Annotated in this window: 21 protein-coding genes; 6 read left to right on the top strand and 15 right to left on the bottom strand. The window is 73.7% G+C overall.

Annotated elements, in window-relative coordinates:
* The first annotated feature begins 195 nt into the window (after positions 1 to 195).
* Positions 196 to 1,173 (top strand): aldo/keto reductase, encoded by a 978-nt coding sequence (locus tag ABZ719_RS27585; protein ID WP_366727866.1) that lies wholly within the window; start codon positions 196 to 198, stop codon positions 1,171 to 1,173.
* A 293-nt stretch (positions 1,174 to 1,466) separates the two neighbouring features.
* Here the strand turns inward: ABZ719_RS27585 and ABZ719_RS27590 are convergent, their stop codons facing one another.
* Together ABZ719_RS27590 and ABZ719_RS27595 are read right to left on the bottom strand one after the other, a co-directional pair.
* Entirely contained in the window at positions 1,467 to 2,165 is a 699-nt protein-coding gene (locus tag ABZ719_RS27590) for a LuxR C-terminal-related transcriptional regulator (RefSeq protein WP_366727867.1), read from the bottom strand.
* Between the two features lie 235 nt (positions 2,166 to 2,400).
* Positions 2,401 to 3,222, bottom strand: coding sequence for a helix-turn-helix transcriptional regulator (locus tag ABZ719_RS27595; protein WP_366727868.1), 822 nt, complete (start codon positions 3,220 to 3,222; stop codon positions 2,401 to 2,403).
* 182 nt (positions 3,223 to 3,404) lie between these two features.
* Between ABZ719_RS27595 and ABZ719_RS27600 the strand changes: the two genes are divergently transcribed.
* Positions 3,405 to 4,706, top strand: coding sequence for a beta-ketoacyl-[acyl-carrier-protein] synthase family protein (locus tag ABZ719_RS27600; RefSeq protein ID WP_366727869.1), 1,302 nt, complete (start codon positions 3,405 to 3,407; stop codon positions 4,704 to 4,706).
* A 146-nt stretch (positions 4,707 to 4,852) separates the two neighbouring features.
* On the opposite strand, the gene ABZ719_RS27605 is transcribed toward ABZ719_RS27600, so the two are convergent.
* The 9 genes from ABZ719_RS27605 to ABZ719_RS27645 all read right to left on the bottom strand — a co-directional run bounded on the left by ABZ719_RS27605 (position 4,853) and on the right by ABZ719_RS27645 (position 17,797).
* On the bottom strand, positions 4,853 to 6,232 hold the full coding sequence (locus tag ABZ719_RS27605) for a cytochrome P450 (RefSeq protein WP_366727870.1): 1,380 nt from the start codon (positions 6,230 to 6,232) through the stop codon (positions 4,853 to 4,855).
* Positions 6,233 to 6,390: 158 nt separating this feature from the next.
* Positions 6,391 to 7,284 (bottom strand): menaquinone biosynthesis protein, encoded by an 894-nt coding sequence (locus tag ABZ719_RS27610; protein ID WP_366727871.1) that lies wholly within the window; start codon positions 7,282 to 7,284, stop codon positions 6,391 to 6,393.
* A gap of 53 nt (positions 7,285 to 7,337) precedes the next feature.
* A complete protein-coding gene (locus ABZ719_RS27615) occupies positions 7,338 to 8,111 on the bottom strand; it encodes a class I SAM-dependent methyltransferase (protein WP_366727872.1) in 774 nt (257 codons plus the stop codon).
* 338 nt (positions 8,112 to 8,449) lie between these two features.
* The gene (locus ABZ719_RS27620; protein ID WP_366727873.1) at positions 8,450 to 9,712 is read right to left on the bottom strand and encodes an MFS transporter; all 1,263 of its coding nucleotides are present in this window, start codon (positions 9,710 to 9,712) and stop codon (positions 8,450 to 8,452) included.
* Between the two features lie 49 nt (positions 9,713 to 9,761).
* Positions 9,762 to 11,921, bottom strand: a complete 2,160-nt coding sequence (locus tag ABZ719_RS27625) for an AMP-binding protein (protein ID WP_366727874.1) — start codon at positions 11,919 to 11,921, stop codon at positions 9,762 to 9,764.
* Positions 11,918 to 15,154 carry an FAD/NAD(P)-binding protein gene (locus tag ABZ719_RS27630; protein WP_366727875.1) on the bottom strand — a complete coding sequence of 1,079 codons (3,237 nt, stop codon included), beginning with the start codon at positions 15,152 to 15,154 and terminating at the stop codon, positions 11,918 to 11,920. The genes ABZ719_RS27625 and ABZ719_RS27630 overlap by 4 nt, the downstream gene beginning before the upstream one ends.
* Complete coding sequence (locus ABZ719_RS27635) at positions 15,151 to 15,612, bottom strand: cobalamin-dependent protein (RefSeq protein ID WP_366727876.1); 462 nt, start codon at positions 15,610 to 15,612, stop codon at positions 15,151 to 15,153. Before ABZ719_RS27635 ends, ABZ719_RS27630 begins: the two co-directional genes overlap by 4 nt.
* Before the next feature lie 146 nt (positions 15,613 to 15,758).
* Positions 15,759 to 16,757 (bottom strand): DMT family transporter, encoded by a 999-nt coding sequence (locus tag ABZ719_RS27640; RefSeq protein WP_366727877.1) that lies wholly within the window; start codon positions 16,755 to 16,757, stop codon positions 15,759 to 15,761.
* Positions 16,758 to 16,876: 119 nt separating this feature from the next.
* Positions 16,877 to 17,797 carry a LysR family transcriptional regulator gene (locus ABZ719_RS27645; RefSeq protein WP_366727878.1) on the bottom strand — a complete coding sequence of 307 codons (921 nt, stop codon included), beginning with the start codon at positions 17,795 to 17,797 and terminating at the stop codon, positions 16,877 to 16,879.
* 434 nt (positions 17,798 to 18,231) lie between these two features.
* Between ABZ719_RS27645 and ABZ719_RS27650 the strand changes: the two genes are divergently transcribed.
* Positions 18,232 to 18,585 carry a hypothetical protein gene (locus ABZ719_RS27650; RefSeq protein WP_366727879.1) on the top strand — a complete coding sequence of 118 codons (354 nt, stop codon included), beginning with the start codon at positions 18,232 to 18,234 and terminating at the stop codon, positions 18,583 to 18,585.
* Between the two features lie 373 nt (positions 18,586 to 18,958).
* Here ABZ719_RS27650 and ABZ719_RS27655 read toward each other — a convergent pair whose 3' ends face one another.
* Together ABZ719_RS27655 and ABZ719_RS27660 are read right to left on the bottom strand one after the other, a co-directional pair.
* On the bottom strand, positions 18,959 to 19,456 hold the full coding sequence (locus tag ABZ719_RS27655; RefSeq protein WP_366727880.1) for a hemerythrin domain-containing protein: 498 nt from the start codon (positions 19,454 to 19,456) through the stop codon (positions 18,959 to 18,961).
* 215 nt (positions 19,457 to 19,671) lie between these two features.
* Positions 19,672 to 20,613, bottom strand: coding sequence for a hypothetical protein (locus tag ABZ719_RS27660; protein WP_366727881.1), 942 nt, complete (start codon positions 20,611 to 20,613; stop codon positions 19,672 to 19,674).
* Between the two features lie 300 nt (positions 20,614 to 20,913).
* Between ABZ719_RS27660 and ABZ719_RS27665 the strand changes: the two genes are divergently transcribed.
* Entirely contained in the window at positions 20,914 to 22,725 is a 1,812-nt protein-coding gene (locus ABZ719_RS27665) for a VCBS repeat-containing protein (protein ID WP_366727882.1), read from the top strand.
* A gap of 147 nt (positions 22,726 to 22,872) precedes the next feature.
* Here ABZ719_RS27665 and ABZ719_RS27670 read toward each other — a convergent pair whose 3' ends face one another.
* Positions 22,873 to 23,418 (bottom strand): AAA family ATPase, encoded by a 546-nt coding sequence (locus tag ABZ719_RS27670; protein ID WP_366727883.1) that lies wholly within the window; start codon positions 23,416 to 23,418, stop codon positions 22,873 to 22,875.
* 116 nt (positions 23,419 to 23,534) lie between these two features.
* Here ABZ719_RS27670 and ABZ719_RS27675 point away from each other — a divergent pair, with 116 nt between their 5' ends.
* On the top strand, positions 23,535 to 23,888 hold the full coding sequence (locus ABZ719_RS27675) for a hypothetical protein (protein ID WP_366727884.1): 354 nt from the start codon (positions 23,535 to 23,537) through the stop codon (positions 23,886 to 23,888).
* A gap of 332 nt (positions 23,889 to 24,220) precedes the next feature.
* On the opposite strand, the gene ABZ719_RS27680 is transcribed toward ABZ719_RS27675, so the two are convergent.
* Positions 24,221 to 24,619 (bottom strand): DUF6234 family protein, encoded by a 399-nt coding sequence (locus tag ABZ719_RS27680; protein WP_366727885.1) that lies wholly within the window; start codon positions 24,617 to 24,619, stop codon positions 24,221 to 24,223.
* 167 nt (positions 24,620 to 24,786) lie between these two features.
* Between ABZ719_RS27680 and ABZ719_RS27685 the strand changes: the two genes are divergently transcribed.
* Positions 24,787 to 25,221 (top strand): VOC family protein, encoded by a 435-nt coding sequence (locus ABZ719_RS27685; RefSeq protein ID WP_366727886.1) that lies wholly within the window; start codon positions 24,787 to 24,789, stop codon positions 25,219 to 25,221.
* Positions 25,222 to 25,356 lie beyond the last annotated feature (135 nt).

Consider the following 25,356-nt stretch of genomic DNA (forward strand, 5'->3'; position numbering starts at 1 on the left):
CGACAGGAGTCAAACACGGGGGCCCGACCGCCATAAGGGGCATGGCCTGTTGCTGCCATGCCGGTCGTAAGTGCGCGGTGTTCCACGAGACTTGTGGGCCGGCGGCAACCCGCCGTCCATGTACATGTGCTTCGGTACGCTCGGCCGTACGTCTGTGTACGGTGGATCGACCGATCTGGAAGGGAGCGCCGTCCGGTGCAGCGTGTTTCGCTCGGAGGGCTCGATGTCTCGCGCATCGGCCTGGGAGCCATGACGATGTCCGACTACTACACGGGCGCGGGCAGCGACGAGCAGGAGGCCGTCCGCACCGTGCGGCAGGCCCTGGATCTGGGGGTCGACTTCATCGACACCGCCGAGATCTACGGTCCGTTCGTCAACGAGGAACTGGTCGGCCGTGCCGTCGCCGGGCGGCGTGACGAGGTGGTCATCGCGACCAAGTTCGGGCTGGTCGCGCACGACGGCGCCGGTCCCGACGTCCTCGACAGCTCACCGGCCAATGTGCGCAAGGCGGTCGAGGGCTCGCTGCGGCGGCTGAGTACGGACCGCATCGACCTGTGCTACCAGCACCGCGTCGACCCGGGGACGCCGATCGAGGAGACGATGGGCGCGCTGGCCGAGCTGGTGCGGGAGGGGAAGGTCCGGTACGCCGGGCTCTCCGAGGCGGGTGAGGAGACCGTGCGGCGCGCGCACGCCGTGCACCCGGTGGCCGCGGTGCAGACCGAGTACTCGCTCTGGTCGCGCCGGCCCGCCGAGCCGCTGCTGCCGGTGCTGCGGGAACTCGGCATCGGGCTCGTCGCCTACTCGCCGCTGGGCCGCGGTTTCCTGACCGGGGCGATCCGTTCCACGGCGGAACTGGCCGCGGACGACTTCCGGTTGAGCACGCCGCGGTTCGCCGACGGCAACTTCGAGCGCAACCTGGCCATCGTCGACGAGGTGGAGGCCGTCGCCGCGGACGCCGGCGCCACGCCCGCCCAGGTCGCGCTGGCCTGGCTGCTGGCGCAGGGCGACGACGTGGTCCCGATCCCCGGCACCAAGCGCGTGGCCCGCGTCAAGGAGAACGCGGCGGCCGACGCCGTCGTCCTGACCGCGGACCAGCTCGCCCGGCTCGACGCGCTCACTCCGCCGAGCGGCGAGCGGTACTCGGAAGAGGACCTGGCGCGGACCGGGTTGTGAGCGGGCGCGTGCGCCGCCACGCCGGTCGGGACGGAACGACACGTCCCGACCAGGGCTGAAGGTCACGTCACGGTCAGGGCGCAAGGGCACGTCACCGTCACGCGGAACGGCACGTCACCGTCACGCGGAAGGTCATGTCACGGTCGGAGCGCAAGGCCACGTCGGGCGAGCCGGCCGGGGCGGCCGGGGCATCGCCTTCCGCCCCGGCCGGCCGGCGGTCGGCCGCCGCCCACCGGGCTGACGCAGGGCGTCAGCCCGGGGCGCGGGGCCCGGCTACTTCGCCCGACGGCCAGTCAGATCCACTGGCGCCGGGCCGCTTCCACCCCCGCCTGGAAGCGGCTCTGTGCGCCCATCCGGACCATCACGGCCGCGATGGTCCGGCGGACGGTGCGGACGGACAGGCCGGTGCGCCGGGAGATGCCCTCGTCGGTCAGGCCCTCGGACAGCAGGGCCAGCACCTCCCGGTCCCGGCCGGCCGGAACACCGTGTCCGGGGGCGTCCGCCGCGGCGGGCGACAGGGCCGAGCGCGCCCACACCTGGTCGAAGAGCGCCTGGTAGGCCCCGACCAGTACCCGGCCGCGCAGCAGCGTGGCCGGGGAGCCCGCCGGGCCCGGTTCCGACGGGACGACCGCGAGGTCCCGGTCGGCGACCGCCATCCACACCGGGAGCCGCGGCAGCGCCCGGACGGCCGCCCCCGTGGCGGCGATCCGCCGGATGTCGCCGGCGTAGGCGGGATCGCAGCCGACGTCCGCCAGGTGCAGGGCGCGGATCCGCGCGCCGCGGCGGACCAGTTCGGCGCTCAGCGACGTGAGCCGCTCGCGCACCCGTGGCTCGTAGGGGCGCCGCGGCAGCGCGAGCCGGAACTCGCGCACCGTACGGTGGCGCAGCGTGTCGAGGAGAGAGGCCAGGGCGTCGTAGTCGGGCAGTGCCTCCAGCGTGGTGCGGGGGATCGTCCGGCGGTCGTCGGGTCTCATCGACAACTGGTTTTCCATGCCCTCATTCCACTGTGGAAATCGATACGTGGATTTAACACGGCGTTTCCTTCTGCGTCAGGAATAGGCCCTTGAGGAAAGGGGTCCGCGGTGCGGCGAGAGCCCCCTTCGGGCGTGCCATGTCATCGTCGGCAGACCCAAGGGTGGAGCTGACTTGAAGTGGTGTCAAGCGGCAAAAATTTGCCGCTGTCGAGCATTCCGGTTCTGTGTAATAGTGACTCCGGGCCAGGAGCCACTACGCCGGCATGAGTGCCACGAAGCGGGCGCCTGGCCGGTACGCGGGGAGGAGGACCTGGGCGGTGACAACCAACTCGGTCTGTGAAACATGGGGGAGAGAGAGATGGAAGCGTCCGCCCTGGCGAAACGCGATGATGCGTGGCCCGGCGTCCCACAGTTCCCGGCAGTCGGAATCATTCAGGGCACTCTCCAGTAAAGCCTGGAGGGTCGCGTCTTCCGGATACCGGAAGAGCGCGAAGCGCAGTTGGGCGAGATACAGCGAAGCCTGTCGATGCCAGTCGACTATCTGTTCCCGTGACTCTGGATTCTGCAGGACCCAGCGCATGAGATTGGCCCGCGGTTCGCGGACCCAGGGGAACCACTGAACCATCAGCTCGTTGCAGGCGATGACGTTCCACGCGTGGTCGATGAGATAGGCAGGGAAATTCGACTGCGCATCGACGAACTGCTTCAGGCGGGTCATCCTGCCGTCGTCGCCGTGCGGGTGCTCCTCGTCCGACACCTCGGTCCGCCGGTACCAGTACAGCGCGGTCCGTTCGTCCGGTCCCAGGTCCAGCGCGTCCGCGAGGCTGGTCAGCGTGTCCGCGGTGAGCGGCACCTGCGCCCCGCTCTCCAGTGCCCGGTACCAGCGTTCGCTGACGCCCATCCGGTGGGCGACCTCCTTCTGCGGCAGCGCCTTGGCGCGGCCGAGCCGTGCGCCGGCCTCGGCGCGCCAGGCGCGCAGCAGTGCGGGCAGGTCACCGAATTCGAGCTGGAATTCCTCCGGTTCCCCGCCTGTCGAAGCGGGTCCGGATATGTCGGTTTCACTGGTTCCGGTCACGATTGCCCCCGATCGCTGCTTAATCCGAGAGTCAACTCTAACGGAGGCCTGATCGCCTCCGGCGGCTGAGCACCGCTCAGTCGGCGCCAGTGACAAGGGAGTTCGGCCGGTAAAGACCGGCCGGACGCCTGAAAACGCGCCTCAAACGTCAGAGAAGTCACACCGAAACCGAGGATCAAGCTGTGAAGCACATCACGAACGCGGAAACACCGAGCGGCGCCCGGCAGGGCCGACGCGTCGTGGTCACCGGAGTGGGCGCGATCAGCCCCCTGGGGCTGGGCGGGGAAGCCCTGTGGGAGGGACTGATGGAGGGCCGCTCGGGCATCCGCCCGCTGGCCGCCCCCGAGTTCGCCGGCCATCCCGTGCGCATCGCGGGAACGGTGCCCGTCGATCCGCTCGACCTGTTGCCCAAACCCCAGGCCCGGCGCATGAACCGGGCCGCCCTCTTCGCGGTGCTCGCGGCCCGCGAGGCCTGGCAGGACGCCGGGTTCGCCGCGGAGGGCACCACGGCGAGTGGCCTCGACCCGGAACGGGTCGGCGTGTGCGTCGGCACCATCATCGGCGGGGCGTCCGTGCTGGTCGACGGCGACCGGCGGCTGCGCGACCGGGGCGTGCGGGCGGTCCCGCCGCTCACCGCCCCCATGACGGTCCCCTCCCAGGCCGCCTCACAGATCTCGCTGGACCTGCGGGTGACCGGCGAGGCCCGGACCGTCGTCAGCGCCTGCGCGTCCGGCACCGAGGCCATCGGGCAGGCCATCGACCGGATCCGCTACGGCCATGTGGACGTCGCGCTCGCCGGCGGGGCGGAGGCCGCCGTCACCCCGGAGATCATGGCCGCCTTCGCCGCGATGCGCGCGCTGTCGGCGCGCAACGACGAACCCGAGGCCGCCTCCCGCCCGTTCGCCAAGGACCGCACGGGCTTCGTGAACGCCGAGGGCGCGGGCCTGCTGGTGCTGGAGGCGGAGGAGCACGCACTGGCCCGCGGGGCCCGGATCTACTGCGAGGCCGCCGGGTGGGGCCTGTCGGCCGACGCGCACCACATGGCCGCGCCGGACCCGACCGGAGGCGGTGTCGCGGTCGCCCTGCGGCGCGCCATCGCCGACGCGGACGCGTCCCCCGCCGACGTCGTGCACGTCAACGCGCACGCCACCGCGACCGTGGAGGGCGACCTCGCGGAGGCGGCCGCCCTGCACACCGTCTTCGGCGACGGGGAGGGGACCGTCCCCGTGCCCGTCACGGCGCTCAAGGGGAACCTGGGACACCTCCAGGGCGCGGCCGGCGGGGTGGAGGCGGTGGCGGCGGCCCTCACCCTCCACCACGGCACCATCCCGCCCACCGTCGGCTGCGACGACCTGGACGACGCCATCCCCTTGGACGTGGTCCGAACCGTGCCCCGGCCGCTTCCCGACCACGGCGACCTGGTGCTGAGCAACTCCTTCGGTTTCGGCGGCCACAACGCGGTACTGGCGCTGCGCCGCGGCTGACGGCGGGGTGCGGCCGACGGCACTGAGCCGCGGCCCGCGTCGAGGCCGGCGAGGGCGGTCGGCGGCGGGCGGCGAGGGCGGCCTGCGGGCGGCCCTCGCTCCCCCGTCGTCCGCCCCCTCCCCCGCCGTCGCCCTCACCCTCTCCTTCACCCTCGCCGGGGGGAGGGCGCCGTGGGGCGGGGCGGTGGGGAGCCGTCCCAGGGGGTGGCGCGGTCGAGGACGGCACCGACGCGCAACGGCAGTTCCGCCGGCGCGCGCAGCACGACGTGCGGCCGGTAGCGGGGCGGCCCCTCGGCGAGCCGGGGCTCCACGACCCGCTGCGCGAACCGTGTGAACGCCAGCTCGGCCTCCAGCCGGCCCAGCGGGGCACCGAGGCAGTAGTGCGTGCCCAGGCCGAAGGAGAGGTGCCCGCCGGCGTCCTCCCGCTCCGCGTCGAAGCGGTGCGGGCAGCCGAAGGCGGCGCCGTCACGGTTCGCCCCCGCCAGCAGGAGCACCATGGTCGTACCCCGGGCGACGCGCGTGCCGCACACCTCCAGGTCCTCGCGGGCGTGGCGGTGCACGATCTGGAGCGGTGGCTGCAGCCGCAGCACCTCCTCGACCACGGCCGGCGCCGTCGTCCGGGGACGTTCGCGCAGCGCGGCGAGGACCTGCGGGTGCTCCAGCAGGAGCAGCAGGCCGTTCGCGATGAGGCCGACCGTCGTCTCGTGCCCGGCGTTCAGCAGCAGGCGGCAGGTGGTGACGACCTCTCGGTCGGTGAGCCGTTCGCCGTCCGGTGCCGCCGCCAGCAGCCGCGACATGACGTCGTCCCGCGGTTCGGCCCGCCGCTGGGCCGCCGTCCGGAGGAAGAAGGCGGTGAGTTCGGCCTCGGCCCTGCGGCGTTCGGCGAGGCCGGGCGGGGGCACGCCGAGGAACGCCAGGTACGGGTCGACCGAACGCCCGAGCAGGGAGGAGCGGACGCGGTACCAGTCCTGGTCGCCGGTGTCGATGCCGAGGACCCGGCAGATGACGGTGACGGGCAGCGGGGAGGCGAGGTCGGCGACGCCGTCCATCCGGGACCTCGTCGCCGCCTCGTCCAGCAGGTCGTCGATCAGCTCGCGGATCATGGGCGCCAGCCGCCGCGCGGCCCTCGGGGTGAAGTCGGGGGCGGCGAGCCGGCGCAGCGCCGTGTGCCGGGGCGGGTCGCTGAACAGGAACGACGGCAGCTCCATGGCGGGCGTCTCCCCGTCCCGGCCCGCCTGCCCGGCCTGCTCACCCCACCCGGCCGCTCGGCCGGTCTGCTCGGCGCCCTCGCCCCGCTCGCTGTACCGGCCCTGCTCGCTCTGCCGGTAGAGGAGGGCGTGCCGCCGGTCGTTGCTGGCCCGGGGATCGCGCAGTACGGCGCGGCAGGCCTCGTGGGAGGCGAACACGACCACGGGCCGGCCCGGCACCCGCACGGGCTCCGCGGCCCGGATCCGCTCGTACAGCGGGTAGGGATCGGGCCGGGACCGCGCGGCGAGGATGCGCCGCAGGGTGGCCACCGCGTCCACCCCACCGGACCCTTCCGGCGAATTCAACACCGCCTCCGCGTCACCGGATCCATCCGGCGAACTCAACACCGCCTCCGCGTCACCGGATCCATCCGGCGAGCCGGACACCGGATCGGGGCCATTCGGCCGGACCGGCGAAGCGGGTGCCGCGCAGCCCGTCACGGGGCCGCCTCGAAGGTGCGGACGGCCCAGTCGCCGGGGACCAGCCCGCGGCGCGCGGCCAGCTCGCCGAAACGGCGTACGGCACGCAGCCCGTCCCCGGTGAGTCCGTAGCGCAACGTCCGGTAGTACGTCAGGAGTTGGGGGGCGGTGAAGCCGGAACCCGGCGCGGCCTCGGCGGCCACCCGTTCCAGGTGCGCGAGCGCGCTGTCCCGTGCCGCCAGCAGGGCGCGGTGCACGGCGGCGACGGTGTCCGGGTGCTGTTCGGCGTACTCCCTCCGCACCGCCCAGACGGCGAAGACCATGGGCAGCCCGGTCCATTGCGTCCACAGGGCCGCGGTGTCGTACACGGTGGCGGGTTCCCCGCCCGGAACACCGTGGAAGTGGACCCTCAGCGCCGGGTCCCCGATGACGACGGCCGCGTCGCCCCGGCGCAGCAGTTCCGCCGTGTCGGGCGGGCCGGTGAAGTAGCGGGGTGTCAGCCCGAACCGCTCCTCCAGCAGGAACCGGGCCAGCAGCACGGTCGTACGGCTGGCCGAGGTGAGCCCGACGAGCGGTGCGGGGATCGTCTCCAGGGGGCGCCGGCTGACGATGTTGCAGGACATGACGGGTCCGTCGGCCGCGATGGCCGGGCCCGGGAGCAGCAGCAGGTCCTCGGTGTGCCGCAGGTACGCGGCCAGGCTGACCGGCCCCAGGTCGAGTCCGCCGGCGACCAGCCGGTCGCCGGCCGCCTCCGGTGTGAGGGACACCAGGTCCACCTCGGGCAGGAGCCGCGAGCGCCGCAGTCCCCACAGGAGGGGGCGGCAGTTCAGGAACGAGATGTGGCCGACGCGGGGCCGCCGCTGCCGGGCCGCGGGGTCCAGGCCTGCGGTGCCGAGTCCGGTGGTCGGCATGGTGCATCACTCCCGGTGGGTCGGAGGGAAGGCGGAGGGTGCCGGGCGGGCCGCTACTTGCGGCCCCAGGACTGCACCAGCGCGGGCGCGAGGTCCCAGAAGTCCCCGTCGTCCAGCAGGGCGTGGAACTCCTCCAGCTCGTGCGGGGTCACATAGCCCCCGGCGAGCAGCGGCTCGCGCGACATGTCCACGGTCCGCCGCCAGAACTCGGCGAGCCGGGTGCCGCCTCGCAGGTTCTGGGTGACCGTGTTCGCGCCGACGTCACGGTAGCCGTAGCCGAGGAACGAGCCCGGCTGGCCGCGCGACCACCAGCTGTCCGTGCCCAGCGTCCCGCAGATCAGGCTGCTCCAGCGCTGCATGACCTTACGGTAGGCGGCGTTCGGTGAACTCTCGACGGGGAACCAGCAGAACGACTCGATCAGCACGAAGCCGCCGGGCCGCAGCCAGCGCAGCATCCGGCGCATGACGTCGTCGCGCTGCGGCAGGTGGCTGAGGACGAGCCGGGCGTGGATGACGTCGAAGGACTCGTCGGGGAACGGGTCGCGGGTGACGTCGTGCACCAGGCGGCGCAGCCGGGGTTCCGGTATGCGTTCCAGCAGGGTCGTGTCGAGGTCGGTGGCGACCACGTCGCCCTGCGGGGCACGTCCGCACAGCCACCGGGCGACGGAGCCCGAACCGGCCCCCACCTCCAGGCAGCGTGCGTCGCGTGCCACGCCGAGCGCCGCCAGCGTCCGGGTGCACAGAGGGTCGAAGACCTCGGCGAGCAGGCGCAGCCGGGTTTCCTCGTCCTGGTCCAGAGCGAACAGGGTCTCGCCGTACTTCTCCATGGCGCGCCTTTCGGTTCCGAGGGGTTCAGCGCAACTGCGGGCAGCCAAACACGGCGCCGCCCCGGGCGCTGACTCCCGTGCCGGTACTGACAGGTTGCTGCCAGGGCCGGACCCGGCGCCGCGCCCGCGCCGAGCCCAGGGCCGCGCCCGTGCCGGACCAGGGGGCCGGGTCTGCGGTCTCCTTCCCCGGCTCGTCCGCCGGAGGGGGATCGTGCGGCGGGGCGGCGGCCGTGAGCGCGGGGGCGGTGCCTGCCCGCTCACGGCCGCCGCCCCGCCGGGGGATCCCGGGCGGGGCGGTCGGGGCGTCGGCGGGTGCTGACGGGGTGAGCGGGCGTGCGTCACTTCCCCTCGCGGGGCATGACCACCGCGGACAGCACCGCGGGGACGGCTCCGACGAGCAGCATGACCACCGGCCAGGACGTGGCCGCGAGGATGCCGGGGATGACGAGGGGGGTGAGGAAGGCGCCGGCGAACACCATCGTGTTCTCCAGGCCCAGGGCGGTCCCGGCGCGCTCCTTGCCCGCCATGATGGCGATCTCGGCGTAGTGCACGCCGTGCCAGCCGCAGGAGAGCAGACCCGCCACGACCATCAGCGCGGCCGCGATCCAGGCGGGTCCGGACTGGCACAGGGCGAGCCCGAGGAAGCAGGCGGCGATGATCCAGCTGTAGGCGATGACGAGGGTACGGCGGTGCCGGCCGCCCCTGCTGTCCGTCCAGCGTCCGCTCCACACCCGGGAGACCGCGCCCAGCGCCTGGACGGCGAAGAGCAGACCGGAGATGGCGGTGATGCCGACGCCGTGCTCGGTGTGCAGGTAGATGGCGGCGAACGACAGGACGGTGAACTGCGGGAAGTCGAGCAGGAAGGCGCTCAGCGAGATCCGCCAGATCTTCCAGCGGCGCAGCGGACTGATGGTGGTGGTCCGGTGCCCGGCGGCGGGCAGCGGCGGCTCGTCGAGCCAGCAGACGATGGCGAGGGTGGCGGCGAGCGCGAAGGCGGTCAGGAAGCCGAAGACGCCGCGGAAGCCGACGCTCATGGCGAGGGCGGGCAGCGCGAGCGCGCCGATGGCGCCGCCGAGGGGGACGGCCGCCACGCGCAGGCTGATGGCGAAGCCGTGGTTGCCGGGCGGGAACCAGCCGAGCACCGCCCGGCCCGAGGCGCTGTTGACGCAGCCGCCGAGGGCACCGGCGAGCAGCAGGACGGTGGACAGCAGCCAGGCGGGCGGGGAGTATCCGCCGGTGGGGACGAGGAAGGCGGTGGCCGCGGCGAGGCACACGGTGGTGCCTGCCAGGCCGGTGATCAGCACGGTCCGCTCGCCGAAGCGGTCGGTGAGCAGTCCCCAGACGATCTCGGTGACGGCCGCTCCGCAGGTCAACGCGGCGAGGACGAGGCCGAGTTGGCCGGTGGAGTAGCGGTAGTCGCTCTGCAGGACGGCGCTGGCCATGGGGATTCCCTGGAAGGCCGCGCTGAAGGCCGCCTGCGCGATGATGCCGATGCCGAGGATGCCCCACTTGTAGCGGGGGGAGTGGGTCCTGCCGGACCTGCCGACGGGCAGGCCGGTGGCCGGGTGGGCGAGGGGTGGCGTGGTGAGCTGCTGAGACATGGTCCTTGAGGCGCTTTCTGCTCGGGGGGTGCGGGTGGGGGGAGGCTGGTCAGGAGGCGGCGAGCGGGGCGCCGTCCAGGGCGAGTCCGGTGTCGGGGAGTTCGCCGGGCAGCAGGGCTTCGGTGCGCTTCTCCCGGATCACGAGGAGGGTGCAGCCGTGGGGGCTGCTGACGCGGTGCACGCTGCCGGGCTTCTCCAGGACGAGGCAGCCGGGTCCGTAGACGTCGCCGTTGTCGTTGTGCAGTTCGCCGTCCACGACCACGATCAGTTCGAACCCGAGGTGGCGGTGGAGGTCTCCGTGGGCGCCGGCCCCGAAGCGGGCGAGGTAGGCCTCCGCGCCGTCGGGGCCGGTCTCCTCGGCGGTGTAGAGCCAGTGCACGTCGACCGCCTGGCGGCCGGGCTGGATGTAGGCCTGCCACGGCAGCCGGTCGAGGTCCGAGCCGTCGAGGAGGGCGCGGATGACGAGGACGTCGCGGCGCTGGGGCGAGTGGCCGGTGAGGGACATGGAGCTGCCTTCCGGGGCGGAGGGGCCGGGTGCGGTGCCGGTCCGGGTGGCGCGCAGTCGTGCGCCCACCTCGGAGCGGCGGATCTTGCCGGAGGTCGTGCGGGGCAGCGCGTCGGTGAAGGAGGCGCTGTGGACGCGCAGGGCGCGGGTGACGTGGAGGTCGACGTGGGCGAGGAGTTCTTCCTCCGTGACGGCGGTGCCCGGCTCGGTCTCGATCACCGCGTGCGCGGCGAGTGTCAGCGCGGGGTGGGGCACCGGCACCACGGCGGCCGCGCGGACGGCGGGGTGGGTGCGCAGGATCGCTTCGAGTTCGTAGGGGGAGACGCGGTGTCCGCCGGACTTGAAGACGTCGTCGCGGCGGCCCAGGAGCCGTACGTATCCGTCGGAGGCGAGGACCGCGGAGTCCCCTGTGGCGTACCGGGCGGAGGTGAGGACCTGCCCGGTGCGCCCGGGGTCGCCGTCGTAGCCGGTCATCATGCCGACGGGCCGGCCGGCGAGTTCCACGTACAGCTGCTCGTCGCGGACGCTGAGGTCCCAGCCGGGCAGGGGCTTGCCCAGCCAGCCGGGCTTGCGGGGCAGCCCCGGAGTGGTGCCGACCAGGGCGGTCGTCTCGGTCTGGCCGTAGCCCTCGCGGACGGTCACGCCCCATTCGGCCTCGATGGTCTCCGCCACGTGCAGGGCGAGCGGTTCGCCCGCGGTGGTGGCTTCGCGCAGGCGCGGCCGGGCGGTCGAGGCGTGGGCGGCGAGCCGGGTCCACTGGGCGGGCGGGGCGCAGAGGGTGGTGATACCGCGGTCCTCCAGGAGCCGCGGCAGCCGCCAGGGCCCGGTGTCCGTGTCCTCGGCGGGCGGGACGACGAGGGTCGCCTCGGCGGTGAAGGGGACGAAGAAGCTGGACCAGGAGTGCTTGGCCCAGCCGGGCTCGGAGATGTTCACGTGCCGGTCGCCGGGGAGCAGGCCGTTGAAGTACATGGAGGACAGGTGTCCCACGGGGTAGGAGGCGTGGGTGTGCAGGACGAGTTTCGGGGCGGAGGTGGTGCCGGAGGTGAAGTAGGCGAAGGCCGTGTCCGAGGCCGGGGTCGGGCCGGTGGGCAGGTAGGACGCGGGCGCCCGGTGGGAGTCGGCGTAGGCGAGCCAGCCCTCCACGGGTGCACCGACCGCGATGCGGGTCAGGGCGGTGTGCGGGCCGGGTACGGGCAGGTCGAAGAGGGGGGTGAGGTCGCTGCGGCAGATCACGTGCCGGACCCGGCCGCGCCTGATCCGGTCGGCGGCCTCGCTGCGGGTCAGGGAGGTGTAGGTGGGGATGGCGACGGCCCCGGTCTTCAGGCAGGCGAGGAGCGTCTCCCACAGCTCCGCCTGGGTTCCGAGGACGAGGAGCACCCGGTCGCCGCGCCGTACGCCCGTCGCGGTGAGCCAGTTGGCGAGCTGGTCGGAGCGGGTGGCGAGGTCCTGGTAGGAGATCCGCTGGTCCCGGCCGTCGGGGCCGACGAGTTCCAGTGCGGTGCGTGCGTTGTCCCGGGCGATGACGTCGAACCACTCCAGGGCCCAGTTGAAGTGGGTGGGACGGGGCCACCTGAAGGCCCGGCGGGCGGCGTCGTGGTCGGCGCGCAGGTCCAGGAGCAGGTCGCGGCCGCGCCGGAAGGCGGCGTGGGCGGGGGTGCGGCGCAGCAGGGAGTGTGCCGTGCCGAGGTCGTCTCGGGTCGTCATCGCGGGGTTCCTTCCAGCGTGCGGGGGGCGGCCGGCTGCGGGAGCGCCGCGAGCGCGTCCCGGGCGACGGCGTCGGCGTCCTTGGTGAAGTCGGTCCACGGACCGGGCCGTGCGGAGCCGACCTGCATGAACCAGCGCTGTCCTTCGGAGGGGATGCCGAGCACGTAGACGCCCTCGGCCGCCGTTCCCGTCGCGGTGACGGGCCGGTACGGGGCGGTGGTCGTCGCCACGCCGCCGGCGAGGCGGCCGCCCTCGCCCTGTTCGTTGGTCCAGCGCGTCCACAGTCCGGTGTCGAGCAGGTGCCGGGTGAGGGGGGTGGTGTCGCGGTGGAGGTCGGGTGCCGGGATGCGGGCGTCGATGAGCGCCTCGCAGTGGTGCGGTGCTCCTTCGACCTGCGGGGAGCGGACGGTGAAGCACCCGCCGGCCTCGTCCGCGGCGAACTCGGCCGCCGGGCCGGCCACCCGCAGGACGCCGGCGTCGATCAGCGCCAGGGTCTGGCGCAGCCTGACCGCCGGCGGGCCCGCGGCGAGGAAGGAGCTGAGCGGCGCGAACCAGCCGAGGAAGTCGTCGCGGTGCGAGGCCGCGGTCAGGCCGTCGAAGTCGACCGCGCGCCGGATGGTGCCGCGTACGTCGCGCAGGACGTCCAGGGCCGCTTTGCGGGGGCCGTGGAGGTTGCCCTGGGCGGCGTGCCGGAGGTCGTCGTCGATCAGTTCCCGCAGGGCGGCGGTGAACTCGGCGGGGGTGGCGAAGGTGCGGCCGGCGAAGGGGCGGGTCAGTTCGTCGACGTCCAGCGGCGCCAGGTCGTCGACGCCGAGTTCCGCGGCGCAGGCGCGGACGGTCTCGTGCGCCGCGTCGGGGCCCGTCTCCTCGACGAGGGCGGTGGCCCGCGTGAGGAACTCCTGCTCCGCGCCGTCCCCGAGCCGGGCGCGCACCGCGGTCGCGTAGTGGACGAGCTGCATCTCCGCGTGCAGCCAGGGCCACACCTGGGTGCGGAAGTCGAGGGGCCGGCCGGGCGCGCGCAGGGCGGTGACGCGCCGCGGGGTGAACAGCCGTGCCGTGTACCGCCACAGCGGTCCCTTCTGGTTGAGTCCGCGGGCCGGCAGCGGCGCTCCGGAGCGTGAGCCCGCCACCAGGACCGGTTCGAGACCGGAGGGCAGGTAGCGCAGCACCCGGTCCGGGCCTTCGCGGAACTCGCCGCCGCGGCCGGTGGTCAGCGCCGCCGCGACGTCGTAGAACGTCAGGCCCATCCCGAGGACGGCCACGTGCGAGCCGGGTGCGACGCGCTCCAGCGGCATGTCGGCGGCGCTGTCGCCGCGGATGTACCGCAGTCGGGGCCGGCCGGCGGCGAATGCGGCGAAGCGGGCCTGGTCCGGGGGGAGTTCGGTCACGGGGTGCCCGGTGGCGAGGACGACCCGGTCGGCGTCGAGCAGTTCGCCGTCGCCCAGGCGCAGCCGCCATGCGCCGGCCGCCCGCCGCATCCCGACGACGTGTCCGGTGTGCCGGCGCAGGGTGGCGCCGGCGGGCAGCGAGTCCTGCACCGCCTGGAGGAAGAACTGCAGGTACTGGCCGTACAGGGCGCGCGGTGCGTAGGCGTTGGGGCCCGGGTAGCAGGGGTCTTCGGTGGCGGCCCACCACTGCCCCAGGGTGGGTCCCGCTCCCGCTCGGGCGGGGCCGCCGTCAGCGGGACCGGAGAACATGGTCACCTCGCCGCAGGCGGTGTTCATCAGGAAGGCGGGGTTCTGTCCGGTCCGCCAGATGCGTCCGGCGCCGACCTCGTCCTTGTCGATCAGGACGATCTCGACCGCCTTGTCCGGCGCGCTGTCGCGCAGGCGGGCCACGAGGCGTTCGACGACGGCGAGTCCGCGCGGGCCGGAGCCGACGACCGCGATGCGGGAGGGGGCGGCGGTGACCTCGGCGGGGGCCGGGGCGGTGGCGTCGGCGCGGGCGCGGGTCAGTGCTGCCGCGGTCCGGTCGTGGGCGTCCGCGGTGTAGCGCAGCATGCCCAGGAGCCGGCCGGAGGTGACGGCGTGGTGGGTGGTGCGGGGGGCGGGCAGCGGCATGGCGCCCGTGCGGGCCCACACGAGCCGGCCGTCGTCGCCGATCGCCCCGCGTGCCGCGCCCGCGTTGTCGCGGTGCAGGCAGAACGGCACGTCGAGGGCGCCGGAGGCGAAGGCGGCGCGCAGGCCCGTACCGATGTCGGAGCCGTGTTCCAGGACGGCGGTGATGAGCCGCAGCGCCTCGGTGTAGACGGTCTCGTAGTCGGCCTGGCGGGCCCACGGCAGCGGGCAGGTGTCGTGCACGGCCTGGCGGGCGGCCCGGGCCGCGCGTTCCAGGGCCGCGACGTTCTCGGTGACGGTGGGGATGCGGTGGGCCTCGGCGACGGTCTTGACGATCAGCCGCTCGGCGCCGCCGCGTACGGCGATCTGCGCCGAGGAGTCGAGGAGCAGTTCCGCGCCGGCCTCGGTGGCGGGATAGACGCCCATGTAGGTGTAGAGCACGACGTGCCGCGCGATACCGGAGGGCAGGAAGAGTTCGGCGAGGTGGTGCAGGGCCGCCAGCGCTTCGATGTCCTGTACGGCGTTGGTCTGCTGGGCGTACGACAGGGACACGGAGGTCACGCCGTTGCGGGCGAAGAACATCGCCTCCAGGACGCTGATCGCCACCAGCAGCGACGGCGGGCACATCTGCCCGAGCATGCAGCCGCCGAACGTCTCCAGATGGGCCCGCATGCCGTGGTCGGCCGCCTGCTCGGCGAGCTGCTGGGTCGCGTCCGTCCAGGCGGGCACCGCCTCGGCCAGCGGGAGCCGGGAGTAGGGCAGGCAGTAGGAGACCGGGCCGCCCTCGGAGGCGGACAGTCCGGCCCCGATCATCGCCTCGAAGATGTGGGCGGGGCGGGCCGAGCCGTGCCGGACCTGGACGGGAACACCGTCGGCGGCGCGAGCGACCTGCGCGGTGACCCGCGGTCCGTGGTTGACGATCGGGAAGCCGTTCAGTGCGCGGCCGGCGGCGAGGGCCGCCTGTGCGCCGGCGGTGTCCTCGACCCTGGTGTACGAGTCGATGGTGAGCGTGGCGAGGGTCCGGGCGCGGGCCGCCGCGACGGCGGCCAGGCCGTCGGCCATGGCCTTCGGGTCGGACATGCCCATCCGGGGCTGGACGACCAACTGCCCGGCGCGTGCGGCGCGTTCCACGTAGTCCTGCATGTCCGGGCTGCTGTGCGGACGTATCCCGCTCATGCGGCCGCTCCGGTGATCCCGGCGCGGCCGGCGGTCATCCGCTGCAGCGCCACGCTGAACTCGGCCGGGTCCGCGCCGTCCGTGAACACCGCGTCGAAGCCCTCGGCGACCAGTTCGTCGGCGAGTTGCGGCTGGGCGGTTCCCTGGATGCCGAGCTTTCCGCCGATCATGACCGGGACGGCGGCCACGGCCTCGTCACCGTCCTCACGCAGTTTCCTGATCAGCCGGCGGCCGTCGATGTGTCCGTGCCCGTTCACCGAGGAGATGACCACGGCGTCGGGCCGCTGCACGCGGACCTGCTCGATGAGTTCGGCGTCGGGCACGCACGGGCCGAGGTTGGTCACTTCGTAACCCCGCTCTTCGAGGAGCAGCTGGAGGAAGACCAGGTTCCAGGTGTGGGAGTCGGAGGAGACCGTCGAGAGCAGGACGCGTGTGGCTCTGGACTGGATGGGGGACACGGGGATGACCTCCTGTCGGTGTGCCGCGGTCTGCCGCGACACTTCGACGATCCCGGTTCCCGGGCCGCCGGCCCAGGCCGGTTCGGAGGTCGTGAACCGCTGTTCACGGATGACGTACCGCCCCGGCGCCCGCGGGTGGGCGGCAACTACGCTGACGGTGCGCCCGGTCGGGGCCGGCGCGGGTCCTCGCCCGGCTCCCCGTCCGGGGAGCGGCGTCCGCAGACGGCGACACCGGTGACCACCAGGAGCCCGCCGAAGCACTGCCGGAGCGTCAGGGCCTGGCCGAGCCACACATACGCGATGGCACCGGTGGCGACGATCTCGAAGGTACCGAGCATGCTCACCCGGGCCGGCCCGAGGGAACGGACGGCACTGAGCACGAGCGCGAAGGGAGCGGCCATGCCGAGGACCCCGATCAGCACGAGCACCACGAGGGTGCGCGGCTCCCACGCGCCGCTCTCGATGCGCCCGGGCGGCTGGACACAGCACCAGACGAGGGCCGCGACCAGCGATCCGTACAGGGTCGAGGTGGCGGCCGGTACGGCGTCGCCGATGCCGCGGCCGCACACGAGGTACAGCATGTAGGCGCCGGCCGTGGCCAGTCCGAAGAGGAGGCCGACGGGGTCGAGGCGGCTGAGCTGCGCACCGCCGATGCCGACCATCAGGACGACCCCGCCGAGCGTGAGGGACAGGGCCACAAGCACGCTCGCGGCCGGCCGTCTGCGCTGCCGGACGGCGTCGGCGCCGGTCAGCCAGGCGGCGGCGCTGTACTGCAGCACCAGCGCGACGGCCAGCGGCAGCCGGGCTATCGCCATCGAGTAGCAGTAGATGACGGCGGCCAGCGCCAGCCCGGACAGGACGACACCCGGCAGCCGCCGCCACGGCAGGCGCAGCAGGTCACGGCGGGTGAGGCACAGGACGAGGAACAAGCTCAGGAACCCGGCGGACATACGGAACTGAGTGACCGTCAGCGCACTGGTGCCGTGGTCGATGAGCACCCGCGAGGCCGTCCCGCTCAGACCGAACAGGACACAGGCGGCGACGACCATCAGGCAGCCCGGCGCCCCCGCCCGGCGGGAGCGGCCACGCCCGTCTCCGGGCGGCTCCGCGGAGCTGGGACGCCTGGGGCGGTGCTCCTCGGGCACGGGGTTCCTGCGGCGGTGCTCCTCGGGGCCGGGGTGTGTGTGGCGGTGTTCCTGGGGCCCGGGGCGTGTGTGGCGGTGTTCGGGGGAGCCCGCACCTTCATGCCCGGGCGGTCGCAGGCTCAACTCGCCATACCGCCGGCGGCGCGGGAGGCGGGCGGCTGGTCGGGCCGGGGGCCGCTCGGCGGGCGCAGCCGTCGCAGATGCGGGACGACGTGGGCGGGAGTGACCTCGGCGTTCCAGACGAGTTCGGTCATCACCGGGGACAGCGCCGACGGCTGTATCTCCACCAACTGGCCCGATTCCAGCTGTGGTCCGACCGCGACGACCGGCATCACACCCACGCCCATGCCGCCGAGCACGGAGGACTTCACCCCGTCGACGCTGCCCACCTGCTGGATCTGGAGGCGGCCCAGACGGGGCAGCACCTCGCGCTCGGCGATGTCCCGGTAGACGCAGCCCGGCGCGGTGACCAGGAGGCGCCGCGGATGCGCCGCCGACTCGGGCGTGCCCGCCAGGACGACCCGGTCGGTCCACAGGTGCCGGCGGTCGTCGTCCTCGACGAGCCGGACCACCGTCGCCGGGGCCGGTGCGGTCGCCGAGTTGACGAGGGCCGCGGCCAGCTCGCCCCGGGCGACCTGGTCGCGCAGTTGGGCGACCGAACCGACGAAGACCTGGGTCTCCAGGTTCGGCATGAGCCGGCGGAGCATCCGCAGGAAGCCCGGCAGCCGGTAGGTGCACAGGGACGCGGTCGCGCCGATGTTCAAGCTGCTGGGCCGGTCCTCCGCGGCGGCGGTCACCGCCGCCTGGGCCTGCGCCAGTCTGTCCAGGATGTCGGTCGCGTACTCGAGGAACCGGGTGCCCGCCTTCGTGAGCCGGTTCACCGAGGCGCCCCGCTCCAGCAGCGAGACGCCCAGGCTGCGTTCGAGCCCCTGCAGGTGGCTGGTGACCGTCGAGCGCGCATAGCCGAGCCGGTCGGCGGCCTCGGCCATGGTGCCGCTCTGCGCCACGGCCACGAATGTCTCCAGCCTCTGAACGTCCACCTTGCAGTCTCCTTCCGGCCCGGCTTGCGCAGGGCGTTCCGCCCGCCCCTCACTCCGCACGAGGACGACCTCAAGGCAAGTTTAGACTACGACTCAGATTTGTTCTCAAGTACAGATATGGACAACGGCGTTGGATCGCCGGAACCGGGGACCGGTGAGGGCAGTCGGGGAGGGCGGACGGCGCGTCCCGCCACGGGGCCGGTCCGGGGAGGGGCGGACCGAACGGCATCGGGGAGGGTGGGACGGCCCGTATCCGGGAGGGTGGGACGACCCGTATCCGGGAGGGTGGGACGGCCCGTATCCGGGAGGGTGGGACGACCGGCATCGGGGAGGGAACGATTCGGCGTTCTCGTTCGAGGGACAAGGCGTCTGGCGCGCGCCGGGTGGGGCATCGCTGTCACTGACCGCACTTGGTTCGGCAGAGAGACATCACCGTGACACTTCGCTCCCTCACCGCGGCCGCCGGCGCTGCCTGCGGCGCCCTCGTCCTGCTTCTGGCCGTGCCCGGCTCCGCCTCCGCGGCGACCGGCCAGTTCCGCTACACCTACACCACCGCCGAGGGGTACGACGCCGTCGGCTTCCTGAACAACCCGGAGAGCGGCACCTGCATCAACCTCCCCGCGCCCGGCGCCGCCCCGGACGCCGTCTCCCGCGCGCCGAAGAACCGTACGGACGCCACCGCCACGGTCTTCCTCGACGCCGACTGCGAAGGCGACACGTACTACGTCCTGCGCCCGGGGGCGGGTGCGTCCGACCGTCTGCTCCTGCGTTCCGTCGTCTTCTCCTGACCGCGCGACCAGAGCCGAGCGAGCAGTCCTGACCAAGCCTGAACAGCCGTGGACAGGCGCTGCGGTGCTCCTGGGAGCGACCGCCGCGCCGTTCGGCACGGCCCGGGGCCCCGGGCGTTCACCTTCGCCTCCTCCTGCACGGCGGCCGAGGCGGTCCGGTACGCAGGGACCGCCGTGCACCTCGAGGCCGGCCGGCGCCTCCGTACCGCCGAGCGCCTTCAGGCGGCCCAGCCCCACCGGGCCGCCAAGAACACCCGTAGCCCGGGCAGGCACCGCACGAGCCGGCCGCCGGCGGCGGGCGACCGGCGGCGGCCGGGGCACGGCACCGGTCCAGCGGGGCAACGACCGGGCCGCGCAGGTCATTTGCCGCAGGTCACTTGCGGGCGGAGGCCACCAGCTCCCGCACCTTGTCGATGTCCCCGCAGCGCTCGTCGAGGTACTTGGCGCGCGCGGCCCAAAACGCCTCGCCGAGCTGGGACCGGCGGTCGGCGGCGACGTTCTCCCGTGCGTCGTTGAGCAGGGTCCGCTCCTCCTCGTCGGCGTGGTGGTTGACCGCGGTGACGAGTTCCTCCAGTTTCTCGTCCCACTCCTCGGAGCCGGTGTCCTCGACCTCGAGCAGGGCGAGCAGGGCCTCGTTCGCCTCGTGGTGCTCGTGCACGCTGTGGTCCACGTCGTCGCCCTCCACGTTCTTGTAACGCCGCAGGGCCGGATAGACCTCGTCCTCCTCCGCGGAGGCGTGGGCGATGAGGAGCTGGGCGAACTCCCCGAGCGCCGCGCCCCGGTCGGCCTCCGCGTTGCGCATGGTGCGGAAGAGATCCTCCATCCGTCGGTGGTCCTTCAGGATCAGTTCGACGACGTCCGTGGACGGCACAGTGACTCCCCACTCCTCGGTGACAACGTTCCGCCCCCGCGGATACCCCCGTCGCCGCGATCGAGACGTGCCACCCGAGCGGGTGCCCGCCCCGGCGGCGAGGAGCGGCCCACCGGGCCCCAGGGACCGAATGCGCGGCACCGGCGAGGCAACCAGCCAGAGCACCGACAGCGCTCCCCCGACGGCGGCCGCAGAAGTCGTCGCGCGCATGACCTTCAGGCCGGTGCGTCCTTCCCGCCCCGCACCAGCGTCCGCAGCAGTCCCGCCCCCGTCAGCACCGCCGTGAGGTGCAGGGTCACCGCGAGGGCGGCGTTCTCCGGGTAGTGGACGTCGCTCGGGTGGGTCAGGGTCACGTACACCGTGGCCGGCAGGCGCCAGCCGCTCCACGCGAACATCGAGCCCGATCCCAGCCACACCGTCGCGAGCAGGAACGGGTACCACAGCCGGGCCGGCCGGCGCCGGCGGAGGGTAAGGGCGGCGGCGGACGCGGCGAGCGCCCAGCAGGCGCTGACGCCGACCAGGACGTGCCAGCCGGCCGGCCGCTCGTCGCGGTCCGTGATGCCCAGCAGGCCGCCGGCCGCCCAGTAGAGCCAGACGGAGCCGGTGAGGGCGCCGGTCACGACGGGCCACCACGGCCCTGACGAGGCGCGGGGTCCGGTTCGTCGCGGGCGGCGCAGTGCGTGGGGCCAGCGCCGCCGCAGGTAGGCGGGGAACGCGACGGCCAGTGCGAGCCCGGTTCCCACGAAGCTGCACTGGAGCAGGACCGCTTCCCAGCCCGGCATCGCCGCGGCACCGCCCGACTGCCCGGAGCCTGCCGGGCTCCGGGTCCGGGAGTCCAGGAGGGCGCTGACGGCCACGAACGGCAGGATCGACACCAGGAACCCGGAGCCGACCCAGGCGACGAACCCCACCAGCCGGCCGGGGATCCGCATCCCCCAGGGCCGTACCAGCGCCAGCCCGAGCGTGATCCCGGCCGCCGCCATGCCGATCGTGACGGTGTTGAGGACGACCCAGCCGCCCAGGCCGAACCCGCGCCCGGCCGGCAGCAGTCCCAGCAGCGAACCGGCCACCCACGACACCTTGATGACCAGGTACGACACGAGGGCCGCCGCCGCCGCGTACGCCGCCGCGCGCCCGATCCGGTCCCCACACTCCACCGCGCCTCCCTCCACCGCGCCTCCCTCCGCCGGGGTCCCATCCTGCGGCGCCCGCGCCGCCGTCCGCGTCAGCCCCCGGGCGCATCCCGCTCCCCCGCACGGCTGACCCGCCCTCAGCCCCGCGGTCCCCCTGCGCGGGCCTCGCGTGCGCCGCCGCGGAGCGTCGGACGACCGGGTCGTGGAGCCGGCCGTACACCGTGTCGGCACCCGGGGTGTACAACCAATTCGCCTTGCCGGTGGTCGGACTGGCGAGGACGCATCAGGCGGCGTCCCGGTCCGTTCGTGCAGGAGGAACGTTTCTTGTTGTCCCGACACACCGGTCGGCGCCGTCTCGGCGCCGCCGTCGTCACCGTCCTGGCCGTCACCCTCACCACGGGCTCGCTGGCCGCGGCCCCGGCGGGCGCGGCTCCGGCCCCTGTCGCGGCGGGGGCGAGCGGCCTGCTCCCGATGGTCCCCGGCGCCCGGCTGGCGTCCGCGGGCGCCCTGGGCTTTCTGACGTACGTCCCGCACGACGGTGAGGAGGGGAAGCTGCGCTGGACCCCCTACGCGGGCGGGGCCACGCGCGACACCGTCCACGACGCGGTCGACGGGCTCGCCGACGTCTCCGGGGACACGGTCGTCATCACCGACGGCGACGCGTACGGGACCAAGGTCCTGGACATGTCCACCGGAACCTCGTTCGGCATGAAGGAGGTCGACGACGGACTGGACAGCCTCTACGGCGGCACGGCGGGGCCGGCCCTCTTCGTCCGCGGGGCCACGAAGCTGTGGCTGGAGACCAAGGACGCCGCACCGCGGCCGGTCCAGGGCATGCCGGAGGGGGCCTCCTACGACCGGGTGCGGCCGGGGGACGCCACGCACGGCCTGCTCGGCGTCAGGACGGCGCAGGGCGGACAGCGCTTCGGCCTCGTCGGCCTGACGGACGCCACCCTCACCTTCCCCTACCCGCAACAGGCGCGGAACCCCGTCGTCTCCGGCGGCCGTCTGGCCTGGGTCGAGGACGACACCGCCACGAAAACCCTGCGGGTGGTCGTCCGCGACCGGACCACCGGCGCCGAGACGGCCGTCCCCGTGCCGGGGACCACGGCGGGCGGGAGCCTGGAGTTCGGGCTGCTCGGCGACTGGGTGACCTACGGGACCACGGCCCTGCACATCAGGACCGGCGAGAAGGTCCAGTTCCTCGACGGTGCGGACCTCTCGTCCGCCACCCCTGACGGCACTGCGCGGATCGTCCAGGGCAGCAGCACCGCCCAGGGCAAGGGCTTCTACCGCCTCTCGCTCGGCGCGGACGGCCGCCCGGCGGTGCGGCTCCTCGCCCACGCCGGCACGCCCACCTCCGCCCAGCACGACATCGACGACAACGGGCTCGCCGACCTGCTGGGCCGGGACGCCGCGGGGGTGCTGTGGCGGGACAGCGCCCAGGACGGACAGCCGCGGGCGCGGATCGGCGGTGGCTGGCAGACCTACGACAAGATCGAGAACGTCGGTGACGTCGCGGGGCCGACGAGCCCCGGCTTCACTCCCGAGCTCGTCGCCCGCGACAAGGACGGCGTGCTCTGGCTGTACTCGGGCCGGGAGGACGGCAACTTCTCCGCGCGCGTGCGGGTCGGCCCGGGCTGGCAGACGTACGCGCACCTCACCGGCGGCAGCGACCTCACCGGCGACGGCCGCCCCGACGTCGTCGCGGTCGACAAGAGCGGCGACCTGTGGCTCTACCGCAGCACCGGCAGCACGGGCCGCCCCTTCGAGGCCCGCGTGCGCATCGGCCACGGCTGGGACATCTACAACCAGCTCAACGCCGTCGGAGACCTCGCCGGGAGCCCCGCCGGTGACCTCGTCGCCCGCGACAAGGACGGCGTCCTGTGGCTCTACCTCGGCAAGGGCGACGGCACCTACGCGCAGCGCACCAGGATCGGCGCGGGCTGGCAGGTCTACTCCCAGCTCGTCGGCGCCGGTGACGTCGACCACGACGGCAAGGCCGACCTCTTCGCGTACCGCCCCGACACGAGCACCGTCTACCTGTACTCCGGCACGGGCGACGCCACGCGGCCGTTCGAGGCCCGCACGGTCTCGGACGCCCACACGGGCCACGCGTACAACCACATGAGCTGACCCGGAGGCCGGCTGTCGCTCCGGGCGTGACGTACCGTCCGTGCCACCCGCAGCGGCACCGGCTCAGCGGCCGCCGGTGGGCTCCCCGGCGCCCGCCCCACCTGTTACGGCCCCGCGGCACGGCGCCTGCGCGGGCCCGCCCGCCAGTCAGGGGCGCGCGGCCGCAGGCACCCGCGCGAGCACGAGGCCGGCCAGTTCCGGCGGGGCCAGCTCACCGTCCAGGAACACGGTGCCCGGCGGGAGCCCGTCGGCAGCCGCCAGGCAGGCGGGGATCCGGGCCTTGCACCAGGCGCGGATCCGCTCGTCGCTCGCCGGGTCGTCGGGCGTGAAGACCCGGCCGTCGATGCGCTGGGCCAGCACGTCGGGAGGGACCGTCAGGAAGAAGTGGCGGACCTCGACGCCCGCGTCCGCGAGCCGGCCGAAGATCTCACCCACGTACGCCGGATCGACCAGGGTCATCGGCACCAGCACCGGCCGCCGGTACTCCTCGACCAGACCGACCGCCATGGCGGCCACCTGACGGCGCCACAGCCGCAGATCCTGGAAGTCGCCGGTGGGCACCTCCACGATCGCGCGCAGCACGTATCCGACCGTCTCCGGGTCGAACACCAACGCCTCCGGCCAACGGGACCGCAGCTCCTCCACCAAGGTGGTCTTGCCACTGCCGAACGCGCCGTTCACCCAGACGAGCACAAGCTTCTCCTTCACCACGGACACAGGGGGCCTCTCAGGCCGGGCGGTGGGACATACCGGGGACGGCCCCGGGGAAGCTCCGGCACCCGGCGGGCGGACGGCACGGGTCGGGAGTCGTGACCGTCGCGGTCCCGACCGTCGCGGTCGCAACCGTCGGGGTCCTGACCGTCGCGTTCCCAACCGTCACGGTCCCTACCGTCGCGGTCCCCACCGTCGCGGTCCTGGCCTGTGCGTCGGCGATGGTGACCGCCCTCGGACCGACGCCGGCCGGACCGGCCTCCACGGACACGCCCCGGGTGCCGGCCGCCGTCACGGACACGACCCCGGCGCCGACCGGACCGGGCTCCACGGACACGGCCCGGATGCCGGCCGCCGCCGCGGAGTTCGGGCCCGCGCCGGATGTCCCGCACACGCTCGCGAGGAGCGCGGCGGCGGAGGCGAGCACCGCGGCGGCGGAGGCGGAGGCGTGACGTCGGTTCATGAAGCGTCCTCTGCTGCGAACATCGGCTGGCACCCGGACAGAGCGTGGACCGCCGGCGCGCGTTTCACCGGCCGTCGACTGTGACGCGACAGTGACAACCGCCAGACCGCCAGACCGCCGGACATGCCGGGCCGCCACACCACCGGGACCCTCCGCGCGAGGGCGGGACACGCCGGGCGGTCGTACTCTCCTCCGCCGCCGAGGGAGGGCTCGCACAGTCCGTCAGGACCGGCCGTCCGTCTCGTCCTCCCCCGCACCGGCCGTGGCGCGCGGGACACCGGTCGCACCGGGCGGAAGGCCCGCCAAGTGCCCTTACATGGCTCAGCAGTTGGCGCTGTAGCGGACGCATCGGACCGGCGGACGGTGGCTGCGTTGCCAGTCGTGTTGCGCGGCCGTCAGCAGCCCGCCCGCCAGGAGCGCCACCAGCACGTGTGCGGTCACCGTCCAGCGGGCGCGGAAGACTGCCGCGAGGACGGCCACCACGAGTACGGCGATCAGCAGCGTCCGTACCCGCCCCATCTGCGCGAGAGTGGCCGCGTCGACTTCTGCCTTGTCGCCCTGCGCCGCCCACACGTCCAGTCCGTAGCCGTAGAGGCAGTCCACCACGAGCCAGGCGACTTCCAGCAGGAACAGCGGAACGGCGAGGGCGAGGTCCGCGCCGGGGCTCGTCCGCCGCGACCAGGGGCGCCGGCGTCTCGGGGCCGGAGGAGTGTCCGTCATGGGTGCAGGCTGCCGCGACCGGGGGGTGACGCGCATGAGTACCCGTACTCAGCACCCGCCTGCCGTCGTCCGAGCCGGACAGACCGGGGGCGGGCCACCCTGCGGCGTCGACGGGAGGGCCCTCATAAAGGAGTTGACCAGCGAAGTCTCCCTGCTACGGTGACCCGATGGCATCGGTCAAACAGTTCCAGGTCACCTTCGACTGCGCGGATCCCGAACGCGTCGCCCGCTTCTGGTGCGAGGTGTTGGGCTACGTCGTCCCGCCTCCGCCGGACGGGTTCGCCACCTGGGACGATTTCAACGGCTCGCTCCCGCCCGAGGAGCGTGGCGCGTGGTCCGTCTGCAAGGATCCCACGGGGGTGGGTCCGCGCATGTACTTCCAGCGCGTTCCGGAGGGGAAGGTCGCCAAGAACCGGGTCCATCTCGACGTGCGGGCCGGCACCGGACTCGTGGGTGAGGAGCGCCTGGCCACGCTGCAGGCCGAGTGTGACCGCCTGGTCACGCTCGGCGCGGTGTGCCTGCAAGTGCTGCCCGCCGACGAGGAGAACGAGTCCTGCATCGTGATGCAGGACATCGAGGGCAACGAGTTCTGCCTCGACTGACCTTCCTCCGGGGCGGTGCCGCCCCTGGACGCAGGAGCCCTTACTGACTTCGGCTTGTCAGGGTGACGCCGGTTCGTCGAGAGCCAGGCCGGTGCCCACTATGAAACCGTCGAGGGTGCCTGGCCGGTACTGGAG

This window comes from Streptomyces sp. NPDC006743 (genome assembly GCF_040703815.1).
Taxonomy (GTDB): Bacteria; Actinomycetota; Actinomycetes; order Streptomycetales; family Streptomycetaceae; genus Streptomyces.

What these genes read in the sequence shown, in the direction of transcription:
- ABZ719_RS27590 (WP_366727867.1), bottom strand. Translation starts at nt 2,165, where the DNA reads ATGGAAAACCAGTTGTCGATGAGACCCGACGACCGCCGGACGATCCCC.
- ABZ719_RS27610 (WP_366727871.1), bottom strand. Translation starts at nt 7,284, where the DNA reads ATGCCGACCACCGGACTCGGCACCGCAGGCCTGGACCCCGCGGCCCGG.
- ABZ719_RS27615 (WP_366727872.1), bottom strand. Translation starts at nt 8,111, where the DNA reads ATGGAGAAGTACGGCGAGACCCTGTTCGCTCTGGACCAGGACGAGGAA.
- ABZ719_RS27620 (WP_366727873.1), bottom strand. Translation starts at nt 9,712, where the DNA reads ATGTCTCAGCAGCTCACCACGCCACCCCTCGCCCACCCGGCCACCGGC.
- ABZ719_RS27625 (WP_366727874.1), bottom strand. Translation starts at nt 11,921, where the DNA reads ATGACGACCCGAGACGACCTCGGCACGGCACACTCCCTGCTGCGCCGC.
- ABZ719_RS27630 (WP_366727875.1), bottom strand. Translation starts at nt 15,154, where the DNA reads ATGAGCGGGATACGTCCGCACAGCAGCCCGGACATGCAGGACTACGTG.
- ABZ719_RS27680 (WP_366727885.1), bottom strand. Translation starts at nt 24,619, where the DNA reads ATGACGGACACTCCTCCGGCCCCGAGACGCCGGCGCCCCTGGTCGCGG.
- ABZ719_RS27685 (WP_366727886.1), top strand. Translation starts at nt 24,787, where the DNA reads ATGGCATCGGTCAAACAGTTCCAGGTCACCTTCGACTGCGCGGATCCC.